Source organism: Nocardia pseudovaccinii, assembly GCF_050942345.1.
Taxonomy (GTDB): domain Bacteria; phylum Actinomycetota; class Actinomycetes; order Mycobacteriales; family Mycobacteriaceae; genus Nocardia; species Nocardia pseudovaccinii.
In genome coordinates this window covers 8375791-8401899 of sequence record NZ_CP192074.1, presented here as the reverse complement: position 1 = coordinate 8401899, position 26109 = coordinate 8375791, and the positions used below count along the sequence as shown (strand labels likewise).

Here is a 26109-nt window from a genome sequence, read left to right as displayed (position 1 = left end):
AACTTAGATGGTCGACGACAACAAGCACCTTGACTACCTGAAGCGCCTGACGGTCGATCTGCGCCAAACCCGCAGGCGGCTGCGGGAAGTCGAGGATCAGAAATTCGAGCCCATTGCGGTTGTGGGTGTGGCCTGTCGTTACCCGGGCGGGGTGGCCTCTCCGGAGGATCTGTGGAATCTGGTGTCCGAGGGTGTCGACGCGATCGGTGAGTTCCCTACCGACCGCGGTTGGGATGTCGACGGGCTCTACGACCCGGACCCGCAGGCGCGCGGGAAGTCGTACACGCGCTCGGGCGGGTTCCTCTATGACGCGGCGGAATTCGACGCGGAGTTCTTCGGGATCAGCCCGCGCGAGGCACTGGCGATGGACCCGCAGCAGCGGATCCTGTTGGAAACCTCCTGGGAAGCCCTGGAACGAGCCGGTATCGATCCGTCGACGTTGCGGGGATCCGATACCGGTGTCTTCGCCGGTGCGTCGAACGGGGAGTACGCCGATCTGCTGCACGCGGGTCCGGTGGATCTGCGGGGCTACCTGCTGACCGGTACGACCGGCAGCGTGGTGTCGGGCCGGGTGGCGTACGCACTTGGACTGGAGGGCCCGGCGGTGTCGGTGGACACCGCGTGCTCGTCGTCGCTGGTGGCGGTGCATCTGGCGGCCCAGTCGCTGCGCTCGGGGGAGTGCGCGATGGCGTTGGCAGGCGGCGTGACGGTCATGGGCTCGCCGGGGATGTTCGTGGAGTTCTCCCGGCAGCGGGGGCTGGCGGCCGATGGCCGGTGTAAGTCGTTCGCGGCGTCGGCGGACGGCACGGGCTGGTCCGAGGGCGCGGGCATGCTGGTGCTGGAGCGGCTGTCCGACGCGCAGCGACACGGGCATCGAGTGTGGGCGGTGATCCGCGGAACGGCGATCAATCAGGACGGCGCGTCCAACGGCTTGACCGTGCCGAACGGTCCATCGCAGCAGCGGGTGATCCGCGCCGCGCTGGCCAACGGGCGGCTCTCGGCCGACGACGTGGATGTGGTCGAGGCGCACGGCACCGGCACGGTGCTGGGGGATCCGATCGAAGCACACGCCCTGCTCGCCACCTACGGACAGGACCGTGATCCGCAGCGGCCACTGTGGCTCGGGTCGCTGAAATCCAATATCGGTCACTCGGTGGCCGCGGCGGGCGTCGGCGGCATGATCAAGATGATCATGGCGATGCGGCACGGGGCGATGCCGCCGACCCTGCATGTCGACGAGCCCACCCCACGGGTGGACTGGTCCACCGGCGCGATCGAACTGCTGACCCGGAAGCGGGATTGGCCCGAGGCAGCGGACCGGCCGCGCCGGGCCGCGGTGTCCTCCTTCGGCATCAGCGGCACCAACGCGCACGTCATCCTCGAACACGTATCCGCGGGCGCACCGGCCGAATCCGAGCAGGGCGCCAACCCCAGCGGCTCGGGAAGCACGGTCGCGGTCGCGGTTCCGTGGGTGGTGTCGGCGAAGTCGGAGGCCTCGCTGCGGGCGCAGGCCGCGCGGTTGCACGAGTTCGTGGCCGCCGATCCCGCGGTGTCGGTGTCCGAGGTAGCGCATTCGCTGATCTCGACTCGCACGCTGTTCGCGCATCGGGCCGTGGTCGTGGGGGACGACCGGGCCGAGCTGCTGCGGCGACTGGCCACGGTGGCGGCAGGCGAACCGGGTCCCGATGTCGCCGTCGGTTCCGGCGCGGCGTCGCGGGTCGGTGTGATGTTCGCCGGGCAGGGCTCCCAGCGGGCGGGCATGGGTCAGCAGCTATACGGCAGGTTCCCGGTGTTCGCCGAGGCCTTCGACCAGGTCTGCGCGCTGCTGGATCCGCTGATCGGGCTCTCCTTGCGCGACGCGATCAGCTCCGGAACCGAATTGGAGCAGACCCGGTTGACCCAGCCGGCGCTGTTCGCGGTCGAGGTGGCGCTGTACCGCCTGCTCGAATCATGGGGTGTCACCGCGGATGTGGTGTTCGGGCATTCGATCGGTGAGATCGCCGCCGCGCATGTCGCCGGTGTGCTGAGCCTGGCCGATGCGTGCGCGTTGGTCGCGGCGCGGGGCCGGTTGATGCAGGAATTGCCCACCGGCGGAGCGATGCTCGCGGTGCAGGCCGGTGAGCAGGAGATCACCGCACTGCTGGACGGTGTCGACGGGGTGGACGTGGCCGCGGTCAACGGCCCGGCGGCAGTGGTGATCTCCGGTCGCGCGGAGGTCGTGGACGGTCTGGCCGAGCAGCTGCGCGAGCGCGGGCGACGCGTCAAACGGTTGCGGGTCAGCCATGCCTTCCATTCCTCGTTGATGGAACCGATGCTGGCGCGGTTCGCCGAGGTGGTCGCGACACTTCGCTTCGATCCGCCCCGGATTCCGGTGATCTCGACCGTCACCGGGGCGGTGGCGGATCCCGGTCTGTGGTGCTCGCCGCAGTACTGGGTCGACCAGGTGCGGCGGCCGGTGCGGTTCGCCGACGCCGCGGCCGCGGCCTGGGCCGACGGTGTGGACACCTTCGTGGAAGTGGGTCCCGACTCGGTGCTGTCGGCGATGACGGCCGAGTGCCTGCCCGAGGCGGCGACCGCGGTGGCGGTGCTGCATCCCGAGCGTGACGAACCCGCCGAGATCCTCGCCGCGGTCGCGCGGTTGGCCGTGCGGGCGGTGCCGGTGCGCTGGAACGCGGTGCTCACGGACCCGAACCCGGCACCGGTGGAACTGCCCACCTATGCCTTCGACCGCAGGCGCTTCTGGCTCGAACCCGCGCTCGGGGCCGCCGGTGTCGAATCGGTGGGTCTGGGCGCCATGGGGCATCCGCTGCTGGGTGCGGTCGTGTCGGAAGCGAAGTCCGGCGACGTGCTGCTGACCGGCCGGTTGTCGGTCGCGACGCAGCCGTGGCTGGCCGACCACGCGGTCGCCGGGTCGGTGCTCCTGCCGGGGACCGGCTTCGTCGAGCTGGCCTTGCGCGCCGGTGCCGAAGCCGGATACCCGGTGATCGATGACCTGACGCTGCAGGCGCCGCTGCTGCTGCCCGCCTCGGGCGGTGTGCGGATCCAGGTTGTCGTCGGCGGGCCCGGACCGGAGTTCGCGCAGCGGCCGATCTCGATCTACTCGCGCGGTGAGCACGACCCGGACGGTCAGTGGGTCCTGAACGCGCGGGGGCAGCTGACCATCCCGGACGACACGGCCGCGCCCGCATCGCAGACCTGGCCGCCTGCCGCGGCGACCGATCTCGATGTCGCGTCCGCGTATACGGCCCTGTCGGCACGGGGATACGAGTACGGTCCGGCTTTCCAGAGTGTGCGTGCGTTGTGGCGACGTGGCACAGAGGTATTCGCCGAGATCGCCATCGACGCCGATAGTGGTGCGCGCGCCGAAGGATTCGGGATCCATCCGGCACTGCTGGACGGGGCACTGCAGGCCGGACTGCTGGCGGGCGTCCTCGATAATGCTGTGGGACAGCAGGATTCACCGTTCACGATGGCGGCCGGGCAAGTCGTGCTGCCCTTTTCGTGGGAATCGGTCGCGCTGCACGCGGCCGAGGCATCGGTGCTGCGCGTCCGGTTGACCACCACCGGATCGTCGGTGTCGCTGTGGGCGGCGGACGAGCAGGGGCAGCCGGTGTTGTCCGGATCGGTGACGCCCCGGCCCATGCGACTGGAGCAGCTCGCCGCGGGTGCGAGCGGCGCGGCCGATCCGTTGCTGGAAGTGGTGTGGTCGCCGGTCGAATCGGATTCGCCCGCAGTGGATTCGGGTTCGGTCCGGTGGGAACGGCTGGATTCGGAAGCGGCGGTGCCGCCGGTCGTGGTGGTCGAGACCGGGGCCGGGTGGAGCGAAGTCTCCGGTGCCGACGTGGTGACCGCTACCCATGCCGAGGTCGCACGCGTCCTCGAGGTGGTACAGGCGTGGCTGTCCGAGGACCGGTTCGCCGCGAGCACACTGCTGGTCGCCACCCGCGGTGCGGTCGCAATGGCCGACGAGGACCTCACCGATCTCGCCGGTGCCGCGGTGTGGGGCTTGGTGCGGTCCGCGCAGACCGAGGATCCGGGACGAATCGTCCTGGTGGACACCGACACCGACGTCGACCAGTCCGTCGCGGCCGCTGTCCTGGCCGTGGGCGAACCCCAGGTAGTCCTCCGCGACGGCATCACCCACACCGCGCGGCTCACCCGGCCAGCGCCCGTCGCGTCCGCATCGGCCGCCGACGACGCCTTCGGTGCGGGAACGGTGCTGATCACCGGTGGCACAGGTGGTTTGGGTGCGGTGGTGGCCCGGCACGTGGTGGCCGAGCACGGCGTGCGGTCGTTGCTGCTGGTGAGCCGCCGCGGTCCTCGGGCCGAGGGCGTCGCGGCGTTGTGCGCCGAGCTGGAGCAATTGGGTGCGCAGGTGCGGGTGGTGGCGTGTGATGTCGCCGACGCCGCCGCGGTGGCCGGGCTGCTGGCCGACATCCCCGCGCAGTCGCCGTTGACCGGCGTGATCCATGCCGCGGGTGTGCTCGACGACGGGGTCATCGCCTCCTTGACCACCCAGCGGGTGGATACGGTGCTGGCACCGAAGGCGGATGCCGCGTGGCATCTGCACCAGGCGACCGCGGACCTGGATCTTGCCGCGTTCGTGGTGTTTTCGTCGATTTCGGGGACCGTGGGCGGTCCCGGGCAGGGCAACTACGCGGCCGCGAACACCTTCCTGGACGGGCTGGTTGCCCACCGGCGAGCACGAGGGCTGGCCGGTCAGTCGCTGGCGTGGGGCCCGTGGGCGCGCTCGGGCGGTATGGCTGGGCAGTTGGGTGAGGTCGACCTGGCTCGGATGAGCCGGGGCGGATTCACCGCGATCCCGGACGAGCAGGCGTTGGCCGGTTGGGACGCGGTGCTCGAACGCGGCACGGCGCACGCGGTGATCGCCATGGTCGACACCGCCGCGGTCCGCGGCCAGGCCGAGTCCGGGCTGCTGCCCCCGCTGCTGCGCGCACTGGCGCCCGCGGTGCGGCGGTCCGCGGCGCTCTCGACGGTGGGGTCGAGTCTGCGGCAACGGCTTTCGGGTCTGGACGCCGGTCGGCAGCGGCAGGCGGTGCTCGATACCGTCCGCACCCATATCGCGGCAGTTCTCGGCCACGACAGTGCGTCCGCGATCGATCCCGATCGCGCCTTCCAGGACCTGGGTTTCGATTCCCTTGGTGCGGTCGAGTTGCGTAACCGGCTCAAGACCGCCACCGGACTGTCGCTGGCGGCCGCGGTCGTCTTCGACTACCCCACACCGCAGGCGCTGGCCGCACACCTGACCGACGAACTCACCGGCACCGGGCACGACGTGGCGGTCACCGCCGCGAAAACCTTCGACGGCGAACCGATCGCGATCGTCGGCATGGCGTGCCGGTACCCGGGCGGGGTCCGATCGCCCGAGGAGCTGTGGCAGCTGGTCGTGACCGGGACCGACGCGACGTCGGAGTTCCCGGTGAACCGCGGCTGGGATACCGAGCGGCTGTACGACCCGACCGGGGAAACACCGCACACCACGTACACGCGTTCGGGCGGATTCCTGCATGCCGCGGGTGAATTCGATCCGGCGTTCTTCAATATCAGCCCGAATGAGGCCGCGCTGATGGATCCGCAGCAGTTTCTGCTGCTGGAGACCTCGTGGGAGGCGTTCGAACGGGCCGGTGTCGACCCCGCGCTGCTGCGCGGCAGTGCGACCGGTGTCTTCGCGGGCATGATGTATCACGACTATCCGGTCAACGCGAACGCGGGATCCATTGCGTCCGGCCGTATCTCGTATGTATTCGGTCTGGAGGGGCCGTCGGTCACGGTGGACACGGCGTGTTCGTCGTCGCTGGTGACAATGCATCTGGCGGCACAGTCGCTGCGGTCGGGTGAGTGCGATCTGGCGCTGGCCGGTGGTGTGACCGTGATGGCGACTCCCGAGACCTTTGTGGAGTTCAGCCGACAGCGGGGGCTCTCGCCGGACGGCCGGTGTAAGTCGTTCTCCGACACCGCCGATGGCGTCGCCTGGTCCGAGGGCGCCGGTGTGCTGGTATTGGAGCGGTTGTCGGACGCGCGTCGCAATGGTCATGACGTGCTGGCGGTGATCGCTGGTTCGGCGGTGAATCAGGATGGCGCGTCCAATGGTTTGACCGCGCCGAACGGTCCCTCACAGCGGCGAGTCATTCGTCAGGCCTTGGCCAATGCCGGTGTATCGCCGGTCGATGTCGACGTGGTGGAAGCGCACGGCACCGGCACCACGCTGGGTGATCCGATCGAGGCTCAGGCGCTGTTGGCTACCTATGGGCAAGAGCGTGCTGCGGATCGGCCGTTGTGGTTGGGGTCGTTGAAGTCGAATATCGGTCATGCTCAGGCGGCGGCGGGTGTCGGTGGTGTGATCAAGATGGTCATGGCGATGCGGCACGGACTGTTGCCGCGGACCCTGCATGTAGATCAGCCGTCCACGAAGATTGATTGGTCCGAGGGCCACGTCCGGTTGCTGACCGAACCGATGGCCTGGCCGCAGGTGAATCGGCCGCGTCGTGCGGGTGTCTCCTCGTTCGGAATCAGCGGCACCAACGCACATCTCATTATCGAGCAGGCCCCGGTATCGGCGGTCGAGCCGGTCCCGGAGGCCCGGACGGTCCCGGCGGTGCCGTGGATGCTGTCGGCGCGCAGCGGCGAGGCTCTGGCCGCTCAGGCCGCGCGGCTGGCATCGCATGTGGTCGACCACGATCCGATCGATGTCGGTTTCTCGCTGGCGTCGACGCGCAGTGCCTTCGAGCATCGGGCCGTCGTGGTGGCCGATGACCGTGCGGGGCTGCTCGCGGGTGTGCGGGCGCTGACCGCGGGTGCGCCTGCAGCCGGTGTGGTGTCCGGCCGTGTGGTGCCGGGTTCGACGGGTGTGGTGTTCTCGGGTCAGGGTGCGCAGTGGGCTGGTATGGCGGCCGAGTTGTATGCGGCGTATCCGGTGTTCGCCGAGGCTTTCGACGGGATCGTCGTCGAGTTGGATCCGCTGCTGGAACAACCTGTTTCGCTGAGTACGGCATTGGCGGACGACGATCTGGTCGATCGGACGGTGTTCGCGCAAGCGGGTCTGTTCGCGTTCGAGGTGTCGTTGTTCCGGCTGCTCGAATCCTGGGGATTCCGGGCCGATGTGGTCGCCGGTCATTCGATCGGTGAGATCGCCGCCGCGCATGTGGCCGGTGTGATGTCCCTCGAGGATGCGTGTGTGCTGGTGGCCGCGCGTGGCCGGTTGATGCAGGCGCTGCCTTCGGGTGGGGCGATGGTCGCTGTCGGTGCGTCCGAGGCCGACGTGCTGCCCTTGCTGGCCGATATCGATGGGGTGTCGATCGCGGCGGTGAACGGTCCGTCCTCGGTCGTGCTGTCCGGTGTCGAGGACGCGGTCATCGGTGTTGTCGAGATCTGCACCGAGCGCGGTTGGCGGACCCACCGATTGCGGGTTTCGCATGCTTTCCATTCGGCTCTGATGGAGCCGATGCTGGCCGAGTTCGCTTCGGCGATAGAGGGTTTGACCTTCGGCCGACCCACCATCGCGTTGGTGTCGACGGTGACCGGCGCCCAGGTCGTCGACGAGATGGGTGATCCGTCGTATTGGGTCGGTCAGGTCCGGGATACGGTGCGGTTCGCCGATGCCGTTGCCACGATGGACGGTTCGGGTGTCTCCAGGTTCGCCGAGGTCGGGCCGGACGCCGTGTTGACCCCGATGGTCGCACAGACTCTCGGTGACGCCACGGCGGTCGCGATGACCAGACGCGACCACGCGGACGCGGTGACCGTAACCAGTGCGGTGGCCAGGTTGTTCGTGGCCGGTGCCGAGGTGGACCGGGCTGGCATCTACCACGGTTCCGGAGCGCGGCGAATCGACCTGCCCACCTACGCCTTCCAGCACGAACGGTTCTGGCTCGACGCCAAGCAGATGCTGGCCCAGTCGTGGCTCGGTGCCGAACTGGGCGGCGTCACCGCGGCCGGGCTGGACGCGGTGGAGCATCCGTTGCTCGGTGCTGTTGTGCCGCACCCGGATTCGGGCGGCGTGAGCTTCACCGGACGGTGGTCGATGGACTCCGTCGAATGGCTGGCCGACCACAGCGTGCTGGGTACCGTGCTGCTGCCGGGAACCGGATTCGTCGAGTTGGCCAGTCACGTCGGTGGTCGGTTGGGCTGCGAGGTGGTGGACGAGCTCGTCCTGCACACTCCGTTGACCTTCCCGGCCGAGGGCAGTGTCGCAGTCCAGGTCGTGGTGGCCACCCCTGATGCGGTTGGTCGCCGACGGCTGAGCGTGCATTCTCGGCACGCGGCCGAGGGGCCGTGGGTTCTGCATGCCGAAGGAGTCCTCGCCCCGGGCGAGGTGGTGGCTGATTTCGACCTCGCCTCCTGGCCTCCCACCGGCGCGCAACCGTTGGACATCAACGGTGCGTATGACGAACTGCTCGATATCGGGTACGGCTATGGCCCGTTCTTCCAAGGGTTGCAGGCGGCGTGGCAGCGTGATGCGGAGTTGTTCGCCGAGGTCGCGCTGCCGGATCCAAAGGACGCCAAGGGTTTCGGGATCCATCCCGCACTGTTCGACGCGGCTATGCACGCCGGGATCGTTCATGGGATGCGTGGTGGCGTCGAGGGTTTCCCGGCGCTGCCGTTCACCTGGAACCGGGTGGTGCTGCACTCGGCCGGTGCTGCCGCGGTGCGGGTCCGCATCGTGCCGCAGGGCGACCGGTTCGCCATGCAGATAGCCGACGGTCAGGGTCAGCCCGTGTTGTCGGTGGGCGCGTTGGTATCTCGGCCGGTGTCGGCCGAACGCCTGAGCGCGGATCGGATGTCGGAGGCCCTCTTCGGCGTGGATTGGGTCGCTGTCGCGCCGTCGACGGTGAGCGTCGAGCCGGGCCGTGTGGCGGTACTGGGTTCTCGTCACAGCCATGGCGACCAGAGTTCCGGTGAAGTGCGAGGCTACGGTGATCTCGCCGGGTTGATCGCCGATCTCGATGCGACTCCCGATTCGGTTGTTCCCGACATCGTGCTGCTCGAGTGCCCCCACCATGACGGTGCGGCGCCGGAGGCCGCACGGCAGGTCGCCATCGGTGTTCTCGACACGGTCCAGCGTTGGCTGGCCGAAACTCGCTTCGCTGGTTCCCGTTTGGTTGTACTCACCGAACACGCGGTGACCGTTGCGGATTCCGAGCAAGTGGATCTGGGCCAGGCGCCCGTGTGGGGGTTGCTGCGTGCCGCGCAGGCCGAACACCCGGGCCGATTCCAGCTTCTCGATCTCGCTGAAGACGGTGCTCCGTTGTCCGTGGCGGCCGCGGCGGCTGCTGTCGCGACGGAGCCGGAGGCCGCGCTGCGGGGTGCGAGTGTGTTCGTGCCGCGGTTGAGTCGTCACGCGCCCGGTTCGAACGTCCGGTTGTCCGAGCCGGGCACGGTGCTGGTGACCGGTGGCACGGGTGGTCTGGGTGGGGTGATCGCCCGGCATCTGGTGACCGAACATGGTATGCGCCATCTGCTTTTGACATCTCGGCGTGGCCTGGATGCTCCTGGCGCTGCCGAGCTGCGTGCGGAGTTGGTCGAGCTCGGTGCCGAGGTCACCATCGCCGCGTGCGATGTGTCCGATCGGTCTGCGCTGTCGGCGCTGGTCGACAGCATCTCCGATCAACATCCGCTGGTGGGTGTGGTGCACGCGGCCGGAACGGCCGACAACGGTTTGATCGAGGCGATCACGCCGGACCGGATCGACTATGTCTTCCGACCCAAGGTCGATGCGGCGTGGCATCTGCACGAGCTGACTCGCGATCACTCGCTGTCGCTGTTCGTGCTGGTGTCGTCCGCGGGTGGGCTGGTGCTGGCCGCTGGTCAAGCGAACTATGCCGCGGCGAATGTCTTTCTCGATGCGCTCGCGGCACATCGTCGGAGTTCGGGATTGCCCGCGACGGCTGTGGATTACGGGTTGTGGGCGCGATCGTCGGGGCTCGGTGTCGAGCTGTCCGAAGATGACTTCGATCGGATGCGCCGCCAGGGCTTCCCACCGCTGACCGAGACCGAGGGTCTTGCGCTGTTCGACTCCGCGATCGCAACCGATACCGCGCGGCTGGTGGCGCTGCGGGTCGATCCGGCGATGCTCCGGACTCGGGGCGAACAGATCCCCGCTCTGGTCCGCTCGTTGGCACCGGCCCCGGTCCGCAGGCAGACCAGGACCGCTGCGGGCCAGGCCTTTGAGCTCGAGCTGGCCGGTTTGTCGGACGCGGACCGTGCGCGCGCTTTGCTCGATCTCGTCCGATCGGTGGCTGCCGCCACTCTCGGGCATGCGTCCGTGGATGCTGTTGAGCCGCAACAGGCTTTTCAGCAGCTAGGGTTCGATTCGTTGAGTGCGGTCGAGTTCCGTAACAAGCTGAATGCTGCGACGGGTCTGCAACTCCCGGCGACGCTGGTCTTCGACTACCCGAACGCGCAGGTCGTCGCCGAGTTCATCGGTTCCCAGCTCACCGGCACCGCGGCGGTCGAAAAGCCCGTGGTCGGCCGGGTTCGCACCGGCGACGATCCGATCGCGGTGGTGGCGATGAGCTGCCGCTACCCCGGTGGCGTCGCCTCGCCCGAAGATCTGTGGGACCTGGTCACTTCCGGCTCCGATGCCACCGGTGAGATGCCGTCGGATCGTGGCTGGGATATCGAGGGCATCTACGATCCGGAACCCGGCAAGGCGGGCAAGACCTACACCCGTCAGGGTGGGTTCCTGTACTCCGCAGCCGATTTCGATGCGGATTTCTTCGGCATCAGTCCCAACGAAGCCACGATGATGGATCCGCAGCAGCGGTTGCTGCTGGAGATCTCGTGGGAGGCGTTGGAGCGGGCCGGGGTGGATCCGGTGGTGCTGCGTGGCAGCTCGACCGGTGTGTTCACCGGCCTGATGTACCACGACTACGCCCAGCGCACGGGTACCGGCAGCGGCGCCGCGGGCAGCTTGGTTTCGGGCCGGGTGTCATATGTGTTCGGTCTGGAAGGACCGTCGGTCACCGTGGACACCGCGTGCTCGTCCTCGCTGGTCGCCCTGCATCTTGCCGCGCAGTCGCTGCGGTCCGGTGAGTGCGATCTGGCGCTGGCAGGTGGCGTGGCGGTGATGGGGACTCCGGACATGTTCCTCGAGTTCGGCAGGCAGCGGGGTTTGTCGCCGGACGGCCGGTGTAAGTCGTTCTCCGACACCGCCGATGGCGTCGGGTGGTCCGAGGGTGCCGGTGTGCTGGTGCTGGAGCGGTTGTCGGACGCGCGTCGCAATGGTCATGACGTGCTCGCGGTGATTGCTGGTTCGGCGGTGAATCAGGATGGTGCGTCGAATGGTTTTTCCGCGCCGAATGGTCCGTCGCAGCGGCGGGTGATCCGGCAGGCGTTGGCCAATGCCGGTGTATCGCCGACCGAGGTGGACGTGGTCGAGGCTCATGGCACGGGGACAACTCTGGGTGATCCGATCGAGGCGCAGGCGCTGCTGGCCACCTATGGCCAAGAGCGTGCTGCGGATCGTCCGTTGTGGTTGGGGTCGTTGAAGTCGAATATCGGTCATGCCCAGGCCGCCGCGGGTGTGGGTGGTGTGATCAAGATGGTCATGGCGATGCGGCACGGCGTGCTGCCGCGGACGCTGCACGTCGATCGGCCCAGCACCAAGGTGGACTGGTCCGAGGGGCATGTGCGGTTGCTGACCGAGGCGGTGGCGTGGCCGGAGGTGGATCGGCCGCGTCGCGCGGGTGTCTCCTCGTTCGGTATCAGCGGCACGAATGCCCACCTCATCGTGGAGCAGGCCCCGGTGACCGCGCCGGTGATGGCCCAGGCTCCGGAGTCGGCCTCGGTACCGGCTGCGCGGCCGTGGGTGATCTCGGCCCGTAGCGCCGAGGCTCTCGCCGCTCAGGCTACCCGCCTGGCATCTTTTGCGGGCGAACACGATCCGATCGACGTCGGTTTCTCCCTGGCCTCCACTCGTGCGGTGTTCGAGCACCGTGCGGTCGTCGTGGCCGATGACCGTGGTGGTCTGCTCGCGGGCGTCCGTGCGCTGGCTGCCGGAACGCAGGTACCCGGTGTGGTGACCGGTCGTGCCGCGGCGGGGTCGACAGGTTTCGTCTTCTCGGGGCAGGGTGCGCAGTGGGCCGGTATGGCCGCCGGGCTGCGGACCGCCTATCCGGTGTTCGCCGAACACTTCGATGCGATCGTCGCCGAGTTGGATCCGCTACTGGAACAACCTGTTTCGCTGAGCGTGGCGTTGGCGGATGGTGAGCTTGTCGATCGGACGGTGTTCGCGCAAGCGGGTCTGTTCGCGTTCGAGGTGTCGCTGTTCCGGCTGCTCGAATCGTGGGGTGTGCGTGCGGATGTGGTGGCGGGTCATTCGATCGGTGAGGTCGCTGCGGCGCATGTGGCCGGTGTGATGTCCCTCGAGGATGCGTGTGTGTTGGTGGCCGCGCGTGGCCGGTTGATGCAGGCGCTGCCTTCGGGTGGGGCGATGGTCGCCGTCGGCGCCTCTGAGCTCGAGGTGCTGCCGCTGCTGGTGGCCGGTGCGGTGTCGATCGCGGCGGTGAACGGTCCGGCGTCAGTCGTGCTGTCCGGTGTCGAAGCCGATGTCCTCGCCGCCGTTGAACAGTGCGCCGAACAGGGATGGCGCACACACCGATTGCGGGTCTCACACGCTTTCCATTCGGCTCTGATGGAGCCGATGCTGACCGAGTTCGCTTCGGCGATAGAGGGTTTGGCCTTCGGCCGACCCGGCATCGCGTTGGTGTCGACAGTGACCGGTGCCCGGATCACCGATGAGATGTCGGATCCGGCGTATTGGGTCGGTCAGGTTCGCGACACCGTGCGGTTCGCCGATGCGGTCGCCACGATGGCCGGTTCGGGTGTGTCCAGGTTTGCCGAGATCGGTCCCGATGCGGTGCTGACCCCGATGATCGCGCAAACCCTCGATACCGGCGATGGCGTGGCCGCGACAGTGGCCGCGCTGTCGCGCCGGGACCAGACCGATGTGTCCGCGATGCCGACCGGCCTGGCCAGGTTGTTCGTCGCGGGCGCCGACCTCGACTGGCCGGGTCTGTACGCCGGTACCGCAGCGCGCCGAATCGACCTGCCCACCTACGCTTTCCAGCGTCGGCGGTACTGGATGTCCGGCGGGTCGGCGGACGGCGGCGATGCCCGGGCGATGGGTCTCGTGGCGACCGCCCACCCGTTGGTTTCGGTGGTGGTATCGCAGCCGGACTCCGACGCGATGATCCTGACCGGTCGCTTGTCGGCACAGACACATCCGTGGTTGGCCGATCACCTGGTGCTGGGGACCGTGTTGTTCCCCGGCACCGGATTCGTCGAGCTGGCGCTGTACGCGGGTGAGCGGGTCGGCTGCTCGACGCTGGACGATCTGGTGCTGCAGGCCCCGCTGGTGCTGGCGGAGTCCGATGGGGCCGCGGTGCGCATCGTCGTCGATCCTGCGGACGAGACCGGCCGACGCGCGGTGCGGATCTTCTCCAGCCCGGACGAGGATGTCGATGCGGCGTCGTCGTGGCTGTTGAATGCCGAAGGCGCGCTGGCCCCGAGCGCGGCCGTGCCCGTCGTGGATCTCGCGGTGTGGCCTCCGGCCGGTGCGCAGGTCTTGAACGTCGATGGTGTTTACGACGAGTTGCTCGATGCCGGGTACGGCTATGGCCCTGTCTTCCAGGGCCTGCGCGCGGCGTGGCAGCGCGGCGAGGAGGTGTTCGCCGAGGTCGCCCTCCCGGACCCGCAGGACGGCCAAGGTTTCGCGCTGCATCCGGCGCTGCTCGATGCCGCGCTGCATGCGCTGCGGTCGGCCGGGCACCTGCGCGCCGACGGCGCGGGCCCGGAGTTGCCGTTCGAGTGGTCGGGTGTCACGGTGCATGCGGCGGGTGCCGGTGCGCTGCGGGTGCGGTTGACCCGGGTGGGTGACCGTGCCGTGGCGGTGGATCTGGCGGATTCGACCGGAGCCGCGGTGGCGACGGTGCGTCAGCTGGCATCACGGCCGATCGATCCGGTGCAGCTCAGCGCCGGTGCGTCCATTGCGCGCAGCGCCGTATTCCAGGTCGAGTGGACACCGATCTCGGTGTCCGGCACCGGCATCGATGCGGTGTCGTGGGCGGATCTGGGTGACGAGGTGCCCGCCGCGGTGGTGCTGGACTGCCCTGCGGGTAATGAGCCGGACACGGTTCGGGCCGCGACGCACGGTGTGCTGCGGGTGCTGCAGTCGTGGCTTGCCGATGAGCGGTTCGGCGAGTCGGCGTTGGTGGTCCGCACGAGCGGTGCGGTCTCGGTTGCCGGGGAGGATATTACGAATCTGGCCGGTGCCGCCGTGGCCGGTCTGGTCCGTACGGCCCAGGCGGAGAGTCGTGGCCGGATCGTGCTGGTGGACAGCGATTCCGACATCGGCGGTCTGCTGGGTGGGATTCTGGCTGCCGAGGAACCGCAGGTTGCGGTACGTGGCGGGCAGGTCTTCGGTGCGCGACTTGTCCGGGCGTCCCCCTCGTCGGCCACCGGCTCGTCCTTCGCTCCGGGCGACACGGTTCTGATCACCGGTGCCAGCGGCTACCTCGGTGGGTTGTTCGCCCGGCATCTGGTGGCCACACGCGGTGTTCGCCGTCTGTTGCTGCTGAGCCGTCGCGGTGAATCCGCCACGGGTGCAGCCGAACTGCGGGACGAGCTGCAACAGCTCGGTGCCGAGGTCGAGTTCGTCGCGTGTGACGTCGCCGATCGTGCCGCGCTGGCCGCGGTGCTGGCCGCTATCCCTGCGGACCGCCCGCTGACCGGTGTGTTCCATACGGCTGGTGTGCTCGATGACGGTGCGATCGCCTCGCTGACTCCGGCCCGCATGGACGCGGTGTTCGGGCCGAAGGTCGATGCCGCCCTGCATCTGGACGAGCTGACCGCCGAGCTGCCGTTGCGGGCGTTCGTCGTGTTCAGTTCGGCGGCCGGTACCTTCGGCAATCCAGGGCAGGGCAACTATGCCGCGGCCAACGCCTGTTTGGACGCACTGGCGGCGCACCGCAAGGCATCCGGGCGCAACGGGCAGTCGCTGGCGTGGGGTCTGTGGGGCGCGGACGGGGGTATGGGCGCGGAGCTCGGCGACACCGAGCGGCGCAGGATGTCCCGGTCGGGCATGCTGCCGCTGACGGAAGAGCAAGGTCTGGCGCTGTTCGACGCCGCTTCCGGAACCGACGCGGCCGCTCCCGTGCTGGCCCGTCTCGACCTGGACGGCATCCGCACCGCGGGGTCGGCCACGGCCCTGCTGTCCGCCCTGCTCCCTGCTCGCCGTCGGACGGCTTCGGGCGGCGCTACGGCGCTGCGTTCGCGTTTGGCCGCTACTCCCGCCAGCGAGCGCCTCGGTGTGCTCGTCGAAACCGTTCGCGGTCAGGTCGCGGCGATTCTGGGCCATCGGAACGCGAATGCGATCGCATCCGACAGGGCATTCAGCGAGCTGGGCTTCGATTCGATCTCCGCGGTCGAGTTCCGCAATGCCCTCGCGACCGTGACGGGTCTGCGGTTGCCTGCGAGTTTGGTGTTCGACTATCCGTCACCGCAGGTGCTGGCCGAATACCTGGCCGCCGAGTTCGCCGACCACCAGCTCTCGGCAGCAGCTGTTCGTGCGGCGCTGCGGACCACCGACCGTCAGCTCGACGAACCCATCGCGATCGTGGGTATGGCGTGCCGGTATCCGGGCGGGGTCGGTTCTCCCGAGGAGCTGTGGAACCTGGTTGCGACGGGGACGGATGCGGCGTCGCAGTTCCCCGTGAATCGTGGTTGGGATGTCGATCGTCTCTACGATGCGGCCGGGGAGAAGCCGAACAGCACATACACCCGTGAGGGTGGATTCCTCCATGCCGCGGGTGAATTCGATCCGGCGTTCTTCAATATCAGCCCGAACGAAGCCGCGGTGATGGATCCGCAGCAATTCCTGCTGTTGGAGACCTCATGGGAGGCGTTCGAGCGGGCCGGTGTCGACCCCGGAGCGTTGCGGGGCAGTCAGACCGGTGTGTGGGTCGGCATGATGTATCACGACTATCCGGCCAACGCGAACGCGGGATCCATTGCCTCGGGCCGGGTTTCGTATGTGTTCGGCCTGGAGGGGCCGTCGGTCACCGTGGATACGGCGTGTTCGTCGTCTTTGGTGGCCATGCATTCGGCTGCGGCCTCGCTGCGGTCGGGCGAATGTGATCTGGCCTTGGCCGGTGGTGTCACCGTCATGGCCACACCGGAGACCTTCGTCGAATTCAGCAGGCAGCGCGGGCTGTCGGCGGACGGCCGGTGTAAGTCGTTCTCCGACAACGCCGATGGGGTTGGCTGGTCGGAAGGTGTCGGCATCCTGGTGCTGGAGCGGTTGTCCGACGCGCAGCGCAATGGTCATCAGGTGCTTGCGGTGCTGACCGGTTCGGCGGTGAATCAGGATGGTGCGTCGAACGGTTTGACCGCGCCGAACGGTCCCTCGCAGCGGCGGGTGATCGGGCAGGCGCTGGCCAATGCCGGGATCGCGCCGACCGAGGTGGATGTGGTGGAAGCCCATGGCACCGGAACAACTCTGGGTGATCCGATCGAGGCCCAGGCTCTTTTGGCTACGTACGGGCAGGGTCGTGATGCGGATCGTCCGCTGTGGCTCGGATCGCTGAAGTCGAATATCGGTCACGCTCAGGCGGCGGCGGGTGTCGGTGGTGTGATCAAGATGGTCATGGCGATGCGGCACGGGCTGTTGCCGAAGACGCTGCATGTCGATGCGCCCAGTTCCAAGGTGGATTGGTCCGAGGGGCATGTGCGGTTGTTGACCGAGTCCGTGGCGTGGCCGGTAGTCGATCGGCCGCGTCGTGCGGGTGTGTCGTCGTTCGGCATCAGTGGCACGAATGCGCACATCATCATCGAACAGGCCCCGGCCGTGCAGCCGGAGCCGGTGGCGGCTGTTCCATCCGGCGGATTGCTGCCGTGGGCGGTGTCGGCGCGCAGTGGCGAGGCGCTGGCCGCTCAGGCCGTCCGCTTGGCGTCTCATGTCGGCGATCGGGACCTGGATAAGGTGGATGTCGGTTTTTCGTTGGCGTCTACGCGTGCGCTGTTCGACCATCGTGCGGTCGTACTGGCCGAGGACCGTGATGGGCTGTTGGCGGGTATGTGGGCGTTGGGCCGCGGCGAATCCGTTTCTGGTGTGGTGACCGGTCGTGTGGTGCCGGGTTCGACGGGGTTGGTGTTCTCGGGTCAGGGTGCGCAGTGGGCTGGTATGGCCGTCGAGTTGTATGCGGCGTATCCGCTGTTCGCCGAGGCGTTCGATGCGATCGTGGCGCAGCTGGATCCGCTATTGGGGCAGCAGATTTCGCTGGATGTGGCTCTGTCGGTAGAGAACTCGGTCGATCAGACGGTGTTCGCGCAGGCGGGGTTGTTCGCGTTCGAGGTGGCGTTGTTCCGGTTGCTCGAATCGTGGGGTGTGCGTGCGGGTGTGGTGGCGGGTCATTCGATCGGTGAGGTCGCTGCGGCGCATGTGGCCGGTGTGATGTCCCTCGAGGATGCGTGTGTGCTGGTGGCCGCGCGTGGCCGGTTGATGCAGGCGCTGCCTTCGGGTGGCGCGATGGTCGCTGTTGGTGCTTCCGAAGCCGACGTGACGCCGTTGCTGGCCGATGGAGTATCGATCGCGGCGGTCAATGGTCCGTCGTCGGTGGTGCTCTCCGGTGCCGAGGATGCGGTTCAGACTGTTGTGGACACCTGCGTGGAACGTGGGTGGCGGACGCATCGCCTGCGGGTTTCGCATGCTTTCCATTCGGCGTTGATGGAGCCGATGCTGGCCGAGTTCGCCTCGGTGATCGAAGGTTTGGTGTTCTCGCTCCCGAGCATTCCGTTGGTGTCGACGGTGACTGGTACGCGCGTCTCGGATGAGATGACCGTTCCGGGGTATTGGGTCGGCCAGGTCCGTGACACCGTGCGGTTCGCCGACGCGGTCGTCGCGATGGTTGATCTGGGGGTGTCCCGGTTCGCCGAGGTCGGACCGGACGCGGTGCTGACCCCGATGATCGCGCAGATTGCCGACTCCGGGCAGCTGACCGCGACTCCGGCGATCGTGCCCTTGGCGCGTCGGGGTCGGGCCGATGCGCCCAACGTGTTGGGTGGGGTGGCCGGGTTGTTCGTCTCCGGCGCCGACGTGGACTGGTCCGGTCATCATGCCGGTGGCAGGCGAATCGACCTGCCCACCTACGCCTTCCAGCACGAGCGGTTCTGGCTGGATCCCCGCGAGGTGCTGGCGAAGTCGTGGCTGGGTGCCGAACTGGGCGGGGTCGGCTCGGCCGGGCTGGACACCGTGGAGCATCCGCTGCTCGGTGCGATGGTGTCGCATCCGGAGTCGGGTGAGCTGATTTTCACCGGCCGGTGGTCGGTGGACTCGATGCGGTGGCTGGCCGACCACAGCGTGCTCGGCGTGGTGTTGCTGCCGGGCACCGGGTTCGTGGAGCTGGCGAGCTACGTCGGCGGCGTCCTCGGCTGCGAGATGGTCGATGAGCTTGTCCTGCATACCCCGTTGACGATGCCTGCCGAGGGCAGCGTCGCGGTACAGGTCGTGGTGACGGCGGCAGACGAGGCCGGTCGCAGGCGGTTGAGTGTGCATTCGCGGCAGACCGCCGAGGGGCCGTGGTTGCTGCACGCCGAAGGTGTGCTCGCACCCGGCGAGACGGCGGCCGATTTCGATCTGGCCGTGTGGCCGCCCGCGGGTGCGCAGCCGACACCCCTCGCGGGCGTCTACGACGAGTTGTTCGACCTCGGGTACGGCTACGGCCCGTTCTTCCAGGGGCTGCAGGCGGCGTGGCGCCGCGGTGACGAGTTGTTCGCCGAGGTCACGCTGCCGGATCCGCAGGACGGCAACGGCTTCGGAGTGCATCCGGCACTGCTCGACGCGGCGCTGCACGTCGGTATCGTGCACGGTCTTCGGGATGGTGTCGGTGATTTCCCGGCCCTGCCGTTCACCTGGAACCGCGTGGTTTTGCACTCCGCGGGCGCCGCCGCGGTGCGCGTCCGAATCGTGGTCGACGGCACCAGGTTCACCGTGCAGCTGGCCGACGAACAGGGACACCCGGTGCTGTCGGTCGGTGCGCTGGTGTCCCGGCCGGTTTCGGCCGATCGCCTGGGCGCCGATCACGCCGCGGAATCCCTCTTCCGCGTGGAATGGAGCACCGTTGCCGCGCCTGCGGCGCCGACGGAGCCCGGTCGGCTGGCCGCGCTCGGCTGGGGCCGAAGTTCCGGTGCGGTGCGGGGCTTCAGTGATCTCGCGGAGCTGATCGCCGACCTGGATGCGAACCCGGACGCGGTCGTCCCCGAGATGGTGCTGCTGGAGAGCCCATTCGAGGACGCGGCGCCGCCGCAGGCCGCACGCCGGGTGGTGACCCGGCTCTTGGACACCGTCCAGGGCTGGCTGGCCGAAACCCGTTTCACCGGTTCCCGTTTGGTGGTGTCGACCAGACACGCTGTGGCCGTTGCCGATTCCGATTCGGTGCGGCTGGACCAGGCGCCCGTCTGGGGGCTGGTGCGCGCCGCGCAGGCCGAACACCCGGGTCGATTCCAGCTCCTGGACCTGGACGGCGACCACGATCCGATCTCCGTCGCGACCGCGGCGATGGCCGCGGAACCGGAAGCCGCACTGCGTGGGCAGCAGGTGCTGGTGCCGCGCTTCGGCCGCCACGCATCCGATGCGGTCGCTCGGCCGCTCGAGCCGGGCACGGTGCTGGTGACCGGTGGGACCGGCGGCCTGGGTGCGGTGATCGCCCGGCATCTGGTGACCGAATACGGTGTGCGCCATCTGCTCCTGACGTCCCGGCGCGGGCTGGGTGCGCCCGGCGCCGCCGAGCTGCGCGATGAGCTCGTCGAGCTCGGCGCGCAAGTCGCGGTCGCCGCTTGCGATGTGTCGGATCGGGCCGCGGTGGCCGCACTGCTGGACGGCATCTCAGCCGAGCATCCGCTGGTGGGTGTCGTGCATGCGGCCGGAATCGCAGACAACGGTGTGATCGAGTCGATGACGCCGGACCGGGTCGGGAATGTCTTCGGGCCCAAGGCCGATGCCGCGTGGCATCTGCACGAGCTCACCCGCGACGCCGCGCTGTCGCTGTTCGTACTGTTGTCCTCGGCGGGTGGGCTGGTCCTGGCTGCCGGGCAGGCCAACTACGCCGCGGCGAACGTCTTCCTCGACGCCCTCGCGGCGCATCGTCGCGATCTCGGATTGCCCGCTACCGCAATTGATTACGGCCTGTGGGCGCGGTCGGCCGGTCTCGGTGCCGAGCTGTCCGAGGACGACTTCGATCGGATGCGCAGGCTGGGTTTCCCGCCGTTGACCGAGGCCGAAGGCCTGGCGTTGTTCGATGCGGCGATCGCCGCCGAGACGGCCCAGGTGGTGGCGCTGCGGGTCGACGCGGCCGTGCTGCGCACCAGGGGCGAGCAGATCCCCGCCCTGCTGCGGGCGATCGCACCCGCTCCCGTGCGCCGGGCGGCTCGGACCGCGGCCGGGCAGGCGTTCGCGCAGCGGCTGGCCGGGCTCTCCGACACCGATCGTGCCGCCGCACTGCTCGATCTCGTCCGGACCACTGCCGCGGGAACCCTCGGGCACGCCTCCGGCGCTGCCGTCGAGCCCCAGCAGGCTTTCCAGCAGCTCGGGTTCGACTCGTTGAGCGCCATCGAGTTCCGCAACAAGCTCAATACCGCGACCGGTCTGCAACTACCGGCCACGCTGATCTTCGACTACCCCAACCCGCAGCTCGTCGCCGACTTCATCGATGCCCAGTTCACCGGCACGAGCCAGGACATCGAAATCACCACCGGCACAGCCGTCGGCGACGACCGGATCGCCGTGGTGGCGATGGGCTGCCGCTACCCGGGTGGAATCGCGTCGCCGGAGGATCTGTGGCGGCTGGTCGCGTCCGGTGGGGAGACCACCGGAGAGCTGCCGGACGATCGGGGCTGGGATATCGACGGTATCTACGATCCCGAGCCCGGCAGGGCAGGTAAGACCTACACGCGCCATGGCGGATTCCTTTACTCCGCAGCCGATTTCGACGCGGACTTCTTCGGGATCAGCCCGAACGAGGCGACGGTGATGGATCCGCAGCAGCGGGTGCTGCTGGAGGTTTCCTGGGAGGCGCTGGAACGTGCCGGTGTCGACCCGGCGGTGCTGCGCGGCAGCTCGACCGGTGTGTTCACCGGCGTGATGTACCACGACTACGCCCAGGGCGCAGGCACCGGCAACAACGCCGGTGGCAGCCTGGTCTCCGGCCGCATCGCCTACACGCTCGGCTTGGAAGGTCCTGCGGTGTCGGTGGATACGGCGTGCTCGTCGTCGCTGGTCGCCCTCCATCTGGCCGCGCAGTCGCTGCGGTCGGGCGAGTGCGATCTGGCGTTGGCCGGTGGTGTGGCCGTGATGTCGGCACCGGACATGTTCCTCGAGTTCAGTCGCCAGCGTGGGTTGTCCCCGGACGGTCGCTGTAAGTCCTTCGCGGACGCGGCCGACGGTGTCGCCTGGTCCGAGGGCGCGGGTGTGCTGGTGCTCGAGCGGTTGTCCGATGCCCGGCGCAACGGTCATCGGGTGCTCGCGGTGCTCGCGGGTTCGGCGGTGAATCAGGACGGTGCGTCGAACGGTTTCGCCGCGCCGAACGGCCCGTCACAGCGGCGGGTGATCCGGCAGGCTCTCGCGAATGCGGGTGTCTCGCCGGTCGACGTCGATGCGGTGGAGGCGCACGGCACCGGTACCACGCTGGGTGATCCGATCGAGGCGCAGGCGCTGATGGCCACGTACGGCCGAGATCGGGATGTCGCTCGGCCGTTGTGGCTGGGGTCGCTGAAGTCCAACATCGGTCACGCTCAGGCCGCCGCGGGTGTGGGTGGCGTGATCAAGATGGTCATGGCCATGCAGCACGGGCTGCTGCCGCAGACCCTGCACGTGGATCAGCCGTCTACGAAGGTGGATTGGTCCGAGGGGCAGGTCCGGCTGCTGACCGAGCCGGTGGCGTGGCCGGAGGTGGATCGGCCCCGTCGTGCGGCAGTGTCCTCGTTCGGCCTCAGCGGCACCAACGCGCATCTGATCGTCGAGCAAGCGCCCGCACTGGACCCGGCTCCGGAGGTCAAGACCGCTCCGGCAGGCGGAGTGCTGCCCTGGGTGCTCTCCGCCCGCGGTGCAGAGGCGCTCGCCGATCAGGCCGCCCGCCTGGCAGCGCAGGTGAGCGGCCGCGAGGACGACCCGATCGATGTCGGCTTCTCACTTGTCGATTCGAGAATGCTGTTCGACCACCGGGCCGTGGTGTTCGCGACCGAACGTGACGCGCTGCGGGCCGGAACACAAGCGCTGAGCCGGGCCGAATCCCTTCCGGGTGTGGTGTCCGGCCGGGTGGTGGCAGGTTCGACGGGTGTGGTGTTCTCGGGTCAGGGTGCGCAGTGGGCTGGTATGGCTGCCGAGTTGCGTGCCGTGTACCCGGTGTTCGCCGAGCACTTCGATGCGATTGTCGCGCAGCTGGATCCGCTGCTGAAACAGCGGATTTCGCTGGATGTAGCGCTGTCGAACGAGGATTCGGTCGATCAGACGGTGTTCGCGCAGGCGGGCCTGTTCGCGTTCGAGGTGGCGTTGTTCCGGCTGCTCGAATCCTGGGGTGTGCGAGCGGATGTGGTGGCCGGTCACTCGATCGGTGAGATCGCTGCGGCGCATGTGGCTGGTGTGTTGTCCCTCGAGGGTGCGTGTGTGCTGGTGGCGGCGCGTGGTCGTTTGATGCAGGCGTTGCCTGCTGGCGGTGCGATGGTCGCTGTCGGTGCTTCCGAGGCCGACGTGACGGCATTGCTGTCCGGCGAGGTGTCGATCGCGGCGGTCAACGGCCCGGCATCGGTGGTGCTCTCCGGCATCGAAGACGACGTGCTCGCGGTAGTCGAGAAATGCACCGAGCGTGGTTGGCGCACACATAGATTGCGGGTTTCGCATGCTTTCCATTCGGCGTTGATGGAGCCGATGCTTGCCGAGTTCGCTTCGGCGATTGATGGTTTGGTGTTCTCGCGTCCGAGCATTCCGTTGGTGTCGACGGTGACAGGTGCCCGGATCACCGATGAGATGACCGATCCGTCGTATTGGGTGGGCCAGGTCCGTGACACCGTCCGGTTCGCCGATGCTGTTGCGGCGATGGCAGATCTGGGTGTGTCCAGGTTCGCCGAGGTCGGACCGGATGCCGTGCTCTTCCCGATGGTCAACCAGATCGTCGAGGAGCTGACGGTGACCGCGGCTCCGACGGTGGTGGCGCTGGCTCGCCGGGGCCGGGCGGACGCGTCCGCCGTGGTGGCCGGGACTGCCGGGTTGTTCGTCAACGGCGCTCACGTCGATTGGGCCCGCCTGTACGCCGGTACCGGAGCTCGGCGCATCGACCTGCCCACCTACGCCTTCCAGCGTCAGCGCTATTGGATGGCCGCCGAGTCGGCCGCCGGTGGTGACGCCAGGTCGATGGGTTTCGCGGCCACCGGGCACCCTCTGGTCTCGGCCGTGGTGTCGCAACCGGAGTCCGACGCGATCGCGCTCAGCGGGCGATTGTCGGTGCGGACGCAGCCCTGGCTGGCCGACCATGCGGTCATGGACATCGTGTTGGTTCCCGGCACCGGTCTGGTCGAGCTCGCCCTGCACGCCGGAGAACAGCTCGGCTGCACGGTGCTCGAGGAGCTGGTACTGCGGGCGCCGCTGGTGCTGTCGGATTCGGCCGGGGTCGCCGTGCGGGTCGTGGTCGATGCGGAGGACGCGGCCGGTCGTCGCGGGGTGCGGATCTTCTCCCGCTCCGACGACGATGCCGATACGCCGTGGACGTTGAACGCCGAGGGTGCGCTCGCGCCGGAAGGCGACAGTGCCGCAGTGGATCTGGTGTCGTGGCCGCCCGCGGACGCGGTCGCGGTGGATATCGACGGTGTCTATGACACCCTCGGTGCGCAGGGCTATCACTATGGTCCGGTGTTTCAGGCGCTGCGAGCGGTGTGGCGTGGATCGGACGGGCTCTATGCCGAGGTGGAGTTGCCCGAGCAGGCGCGAGCGGATGCGGAACGCTTCGGTGTGCATCCGGCGTTGCTGGATGCGGCTTTGCACGCTTTGCGTTTTGCCGATGAAACCGCGTCGGAGGAAACCGGGCTGGCGTTGCCGTTCGAGTGGTCGGGCGTCACTGTCCATGCCGCGGGGGCCGATGCGTTGCGGGTTCGGCTGACTCGTATCGGTGAGCGTGGGGTTGCTTTGGATCTGGCGGATTCGACCGGTGTCGGGGTGGCGACGGTGCGGCATTTGGCGTCTCGGCCGATTGATCCGGCGCAGCTCACTGCGGGGACTCCGATTTCTCGTACCGCTGTGTTCGATGTGGGCTGGGCGCCGATCTCGGTGTCCGAAGGCGAGATCGCTACTGTTTCCTGGGCGGATCTTGGTGATGTGGGTGAGCATGTCCCGCAGGTGGTGGTGCTGGACTGCCTGGCGGGTAATGATCCCGTCACGGTTCGTGCCGTTACTCATGGTGTGTTGCAGGTGCTGCAGTCCTGGTTTGCCGAGGCTCGGTTCGGTGAGTCGGTGTTGGTGGTTCGGACCGGTGGTGCGGTATCGGTTACTGGAGAGGATATTTCGAATCTCGCCGGTGCCGCTGTCGGCGGCCTGGTTCGGGCCGCACAGACGGAGCATCCCGGCCGGATCGTGCTGATCGACAGCGATTCCGGCATAGACGGTCTGCTGGGTGGGATTCTGGCTGCCGAGGAACCACAGGTGGCGATCCGCGATGGGCAGGTACACGTCGCGCGACTCGGCCGGGTCGTCTCAACCGACGCTCCGGCGACCGGATCGTTCGCTCCGGGCGACACGGTTCTGATCACCGGTGCCAGCGGCTACCTCGGTGGGTTGTTCGCCCGGCATCTGGTGGCCACACGCGGTGTTCGCCGTCTGTTGCTGCTGAGCCGTCGCGGTGAATCCGCCACGGGTGCAGCCGAACTGCGGGACGAGCTGCAACAGCTGGGTGCCGAGGTCGAGTTCGTCGCGTGTGACGTCGCCGATCGTGCCGCGCTGGCCGCGGTGCTGGCCGCTATCCCTGCGGACCGCCCGCTGACCGGTGTGTTCCATACGGCTGGTGTGCTCGATGACGGTGCGATCGCCGCGCTCACCCCCGAGCGGATGGACGCGGTCTTGCGGCCGAAGGTCGATGCCGCCCTGCACCTGCACGAGCTGACCGCCGAGCTGCCGTTGCGGGCGTTCGTCGTGTTCAGTTCGGCGGCAGGTGCATTCGGCAATGCCGGTCAGGGCAACTACGCCGCGGCCAACGCCTGCCTGGACGCACTGGCGGCGCACCGCAGGGCAGCCGGGCTCCCCGGAACCTCGCTGGCCTGGGGTCTGTGGAGTATGGACGGCGGTATGGCGGCGGAGTTCGGTGACACCGAGCGGCGCCGGATGTCCCGGTCGGGCATGCTGCCGCTGTCGCAGGAGCAAGGTCTTGCGCTGTTCGATGCGGCGACCGGTCTGGACGCAGCGGCCCCCATCCTCGCCCGCTTGGATCTCGATGCCATGCGTGGCGCGGGGTCCGCAGTGCCCGTGCTGCTTTCCGGGCTCGTCCCGCAGCGCCGGAAGGCGGCCTCGGGTGCGTCGGCGGCGTTGCGGGCACGGTTGGCGAGCACACCCGACGGTGAACGCCTCGGCGTGCTGGTAGAGATCGTGCGTGGTCAGGTCGCGACGATTCTGGGTCATCGGAATGCGAATGTGATCGCACCCGACCGGCCCTTCAGCGAGCTGGGCTTCGATTCGCTCTCCGCCGTCGAATTCCGCAATGCCCTCGCGACCGCGACCGGTCTGCGGTTGCCGGCGACCGCGGTGTTCGACTATCCGTCACCGCGGGCGCTCGCCGAATATCTGGCAGGCCAGTTCGGCGGCCATCGGGACTCGGAGCCGGCAACGGAGCTGTCGGAGAACAGCATTCGTAACGCGCTCCAGACGATCCCCCTCGCCCGTCTCCGCGACGCGGGCCTGCTGGACGCCCTCATGAAGCTCACGAACGGGCAGGACAGCCAGGACGACGCCGATCAGACCGTCACGGATGAGTCGATCGACGAGCTCGATATCGACGGCTTGATCGACCTGGCCTACAACAACTCCTCCGAGGACTGAAGGACCGATTGATGACCAAGCCC

General features: G+C 68.4%; 1 protein-coding gene. It reads left to right on the top strand.

Features of this window, described 5'->3' with window-relative positions; genetic code table 11:
• Positions 1–7: 7 nt before the first annotated feature.
• A complete protein-coding gene (locus ACQPZ2_RS37955) occupies positions 8–26086 on the top strand; it encodes an SDR family NAD(P)-dependent oxidoreductase (protein ID WP_433522812.1) in 26079 nt (8692 codons plus the stop codon).
• The last annotated feature ends 23 nt before the right edge of the window (positions 26087–26109 follow it).

Coding starts and splice junctions, on each gene's coding strand:
- ACQPZ2_RS37955 (WP_433522812.1), top strand. CDS start 8: ATGGTCGACGACAACAAGCACCTTGACTACCTGAAGCGCCTGACGGTC.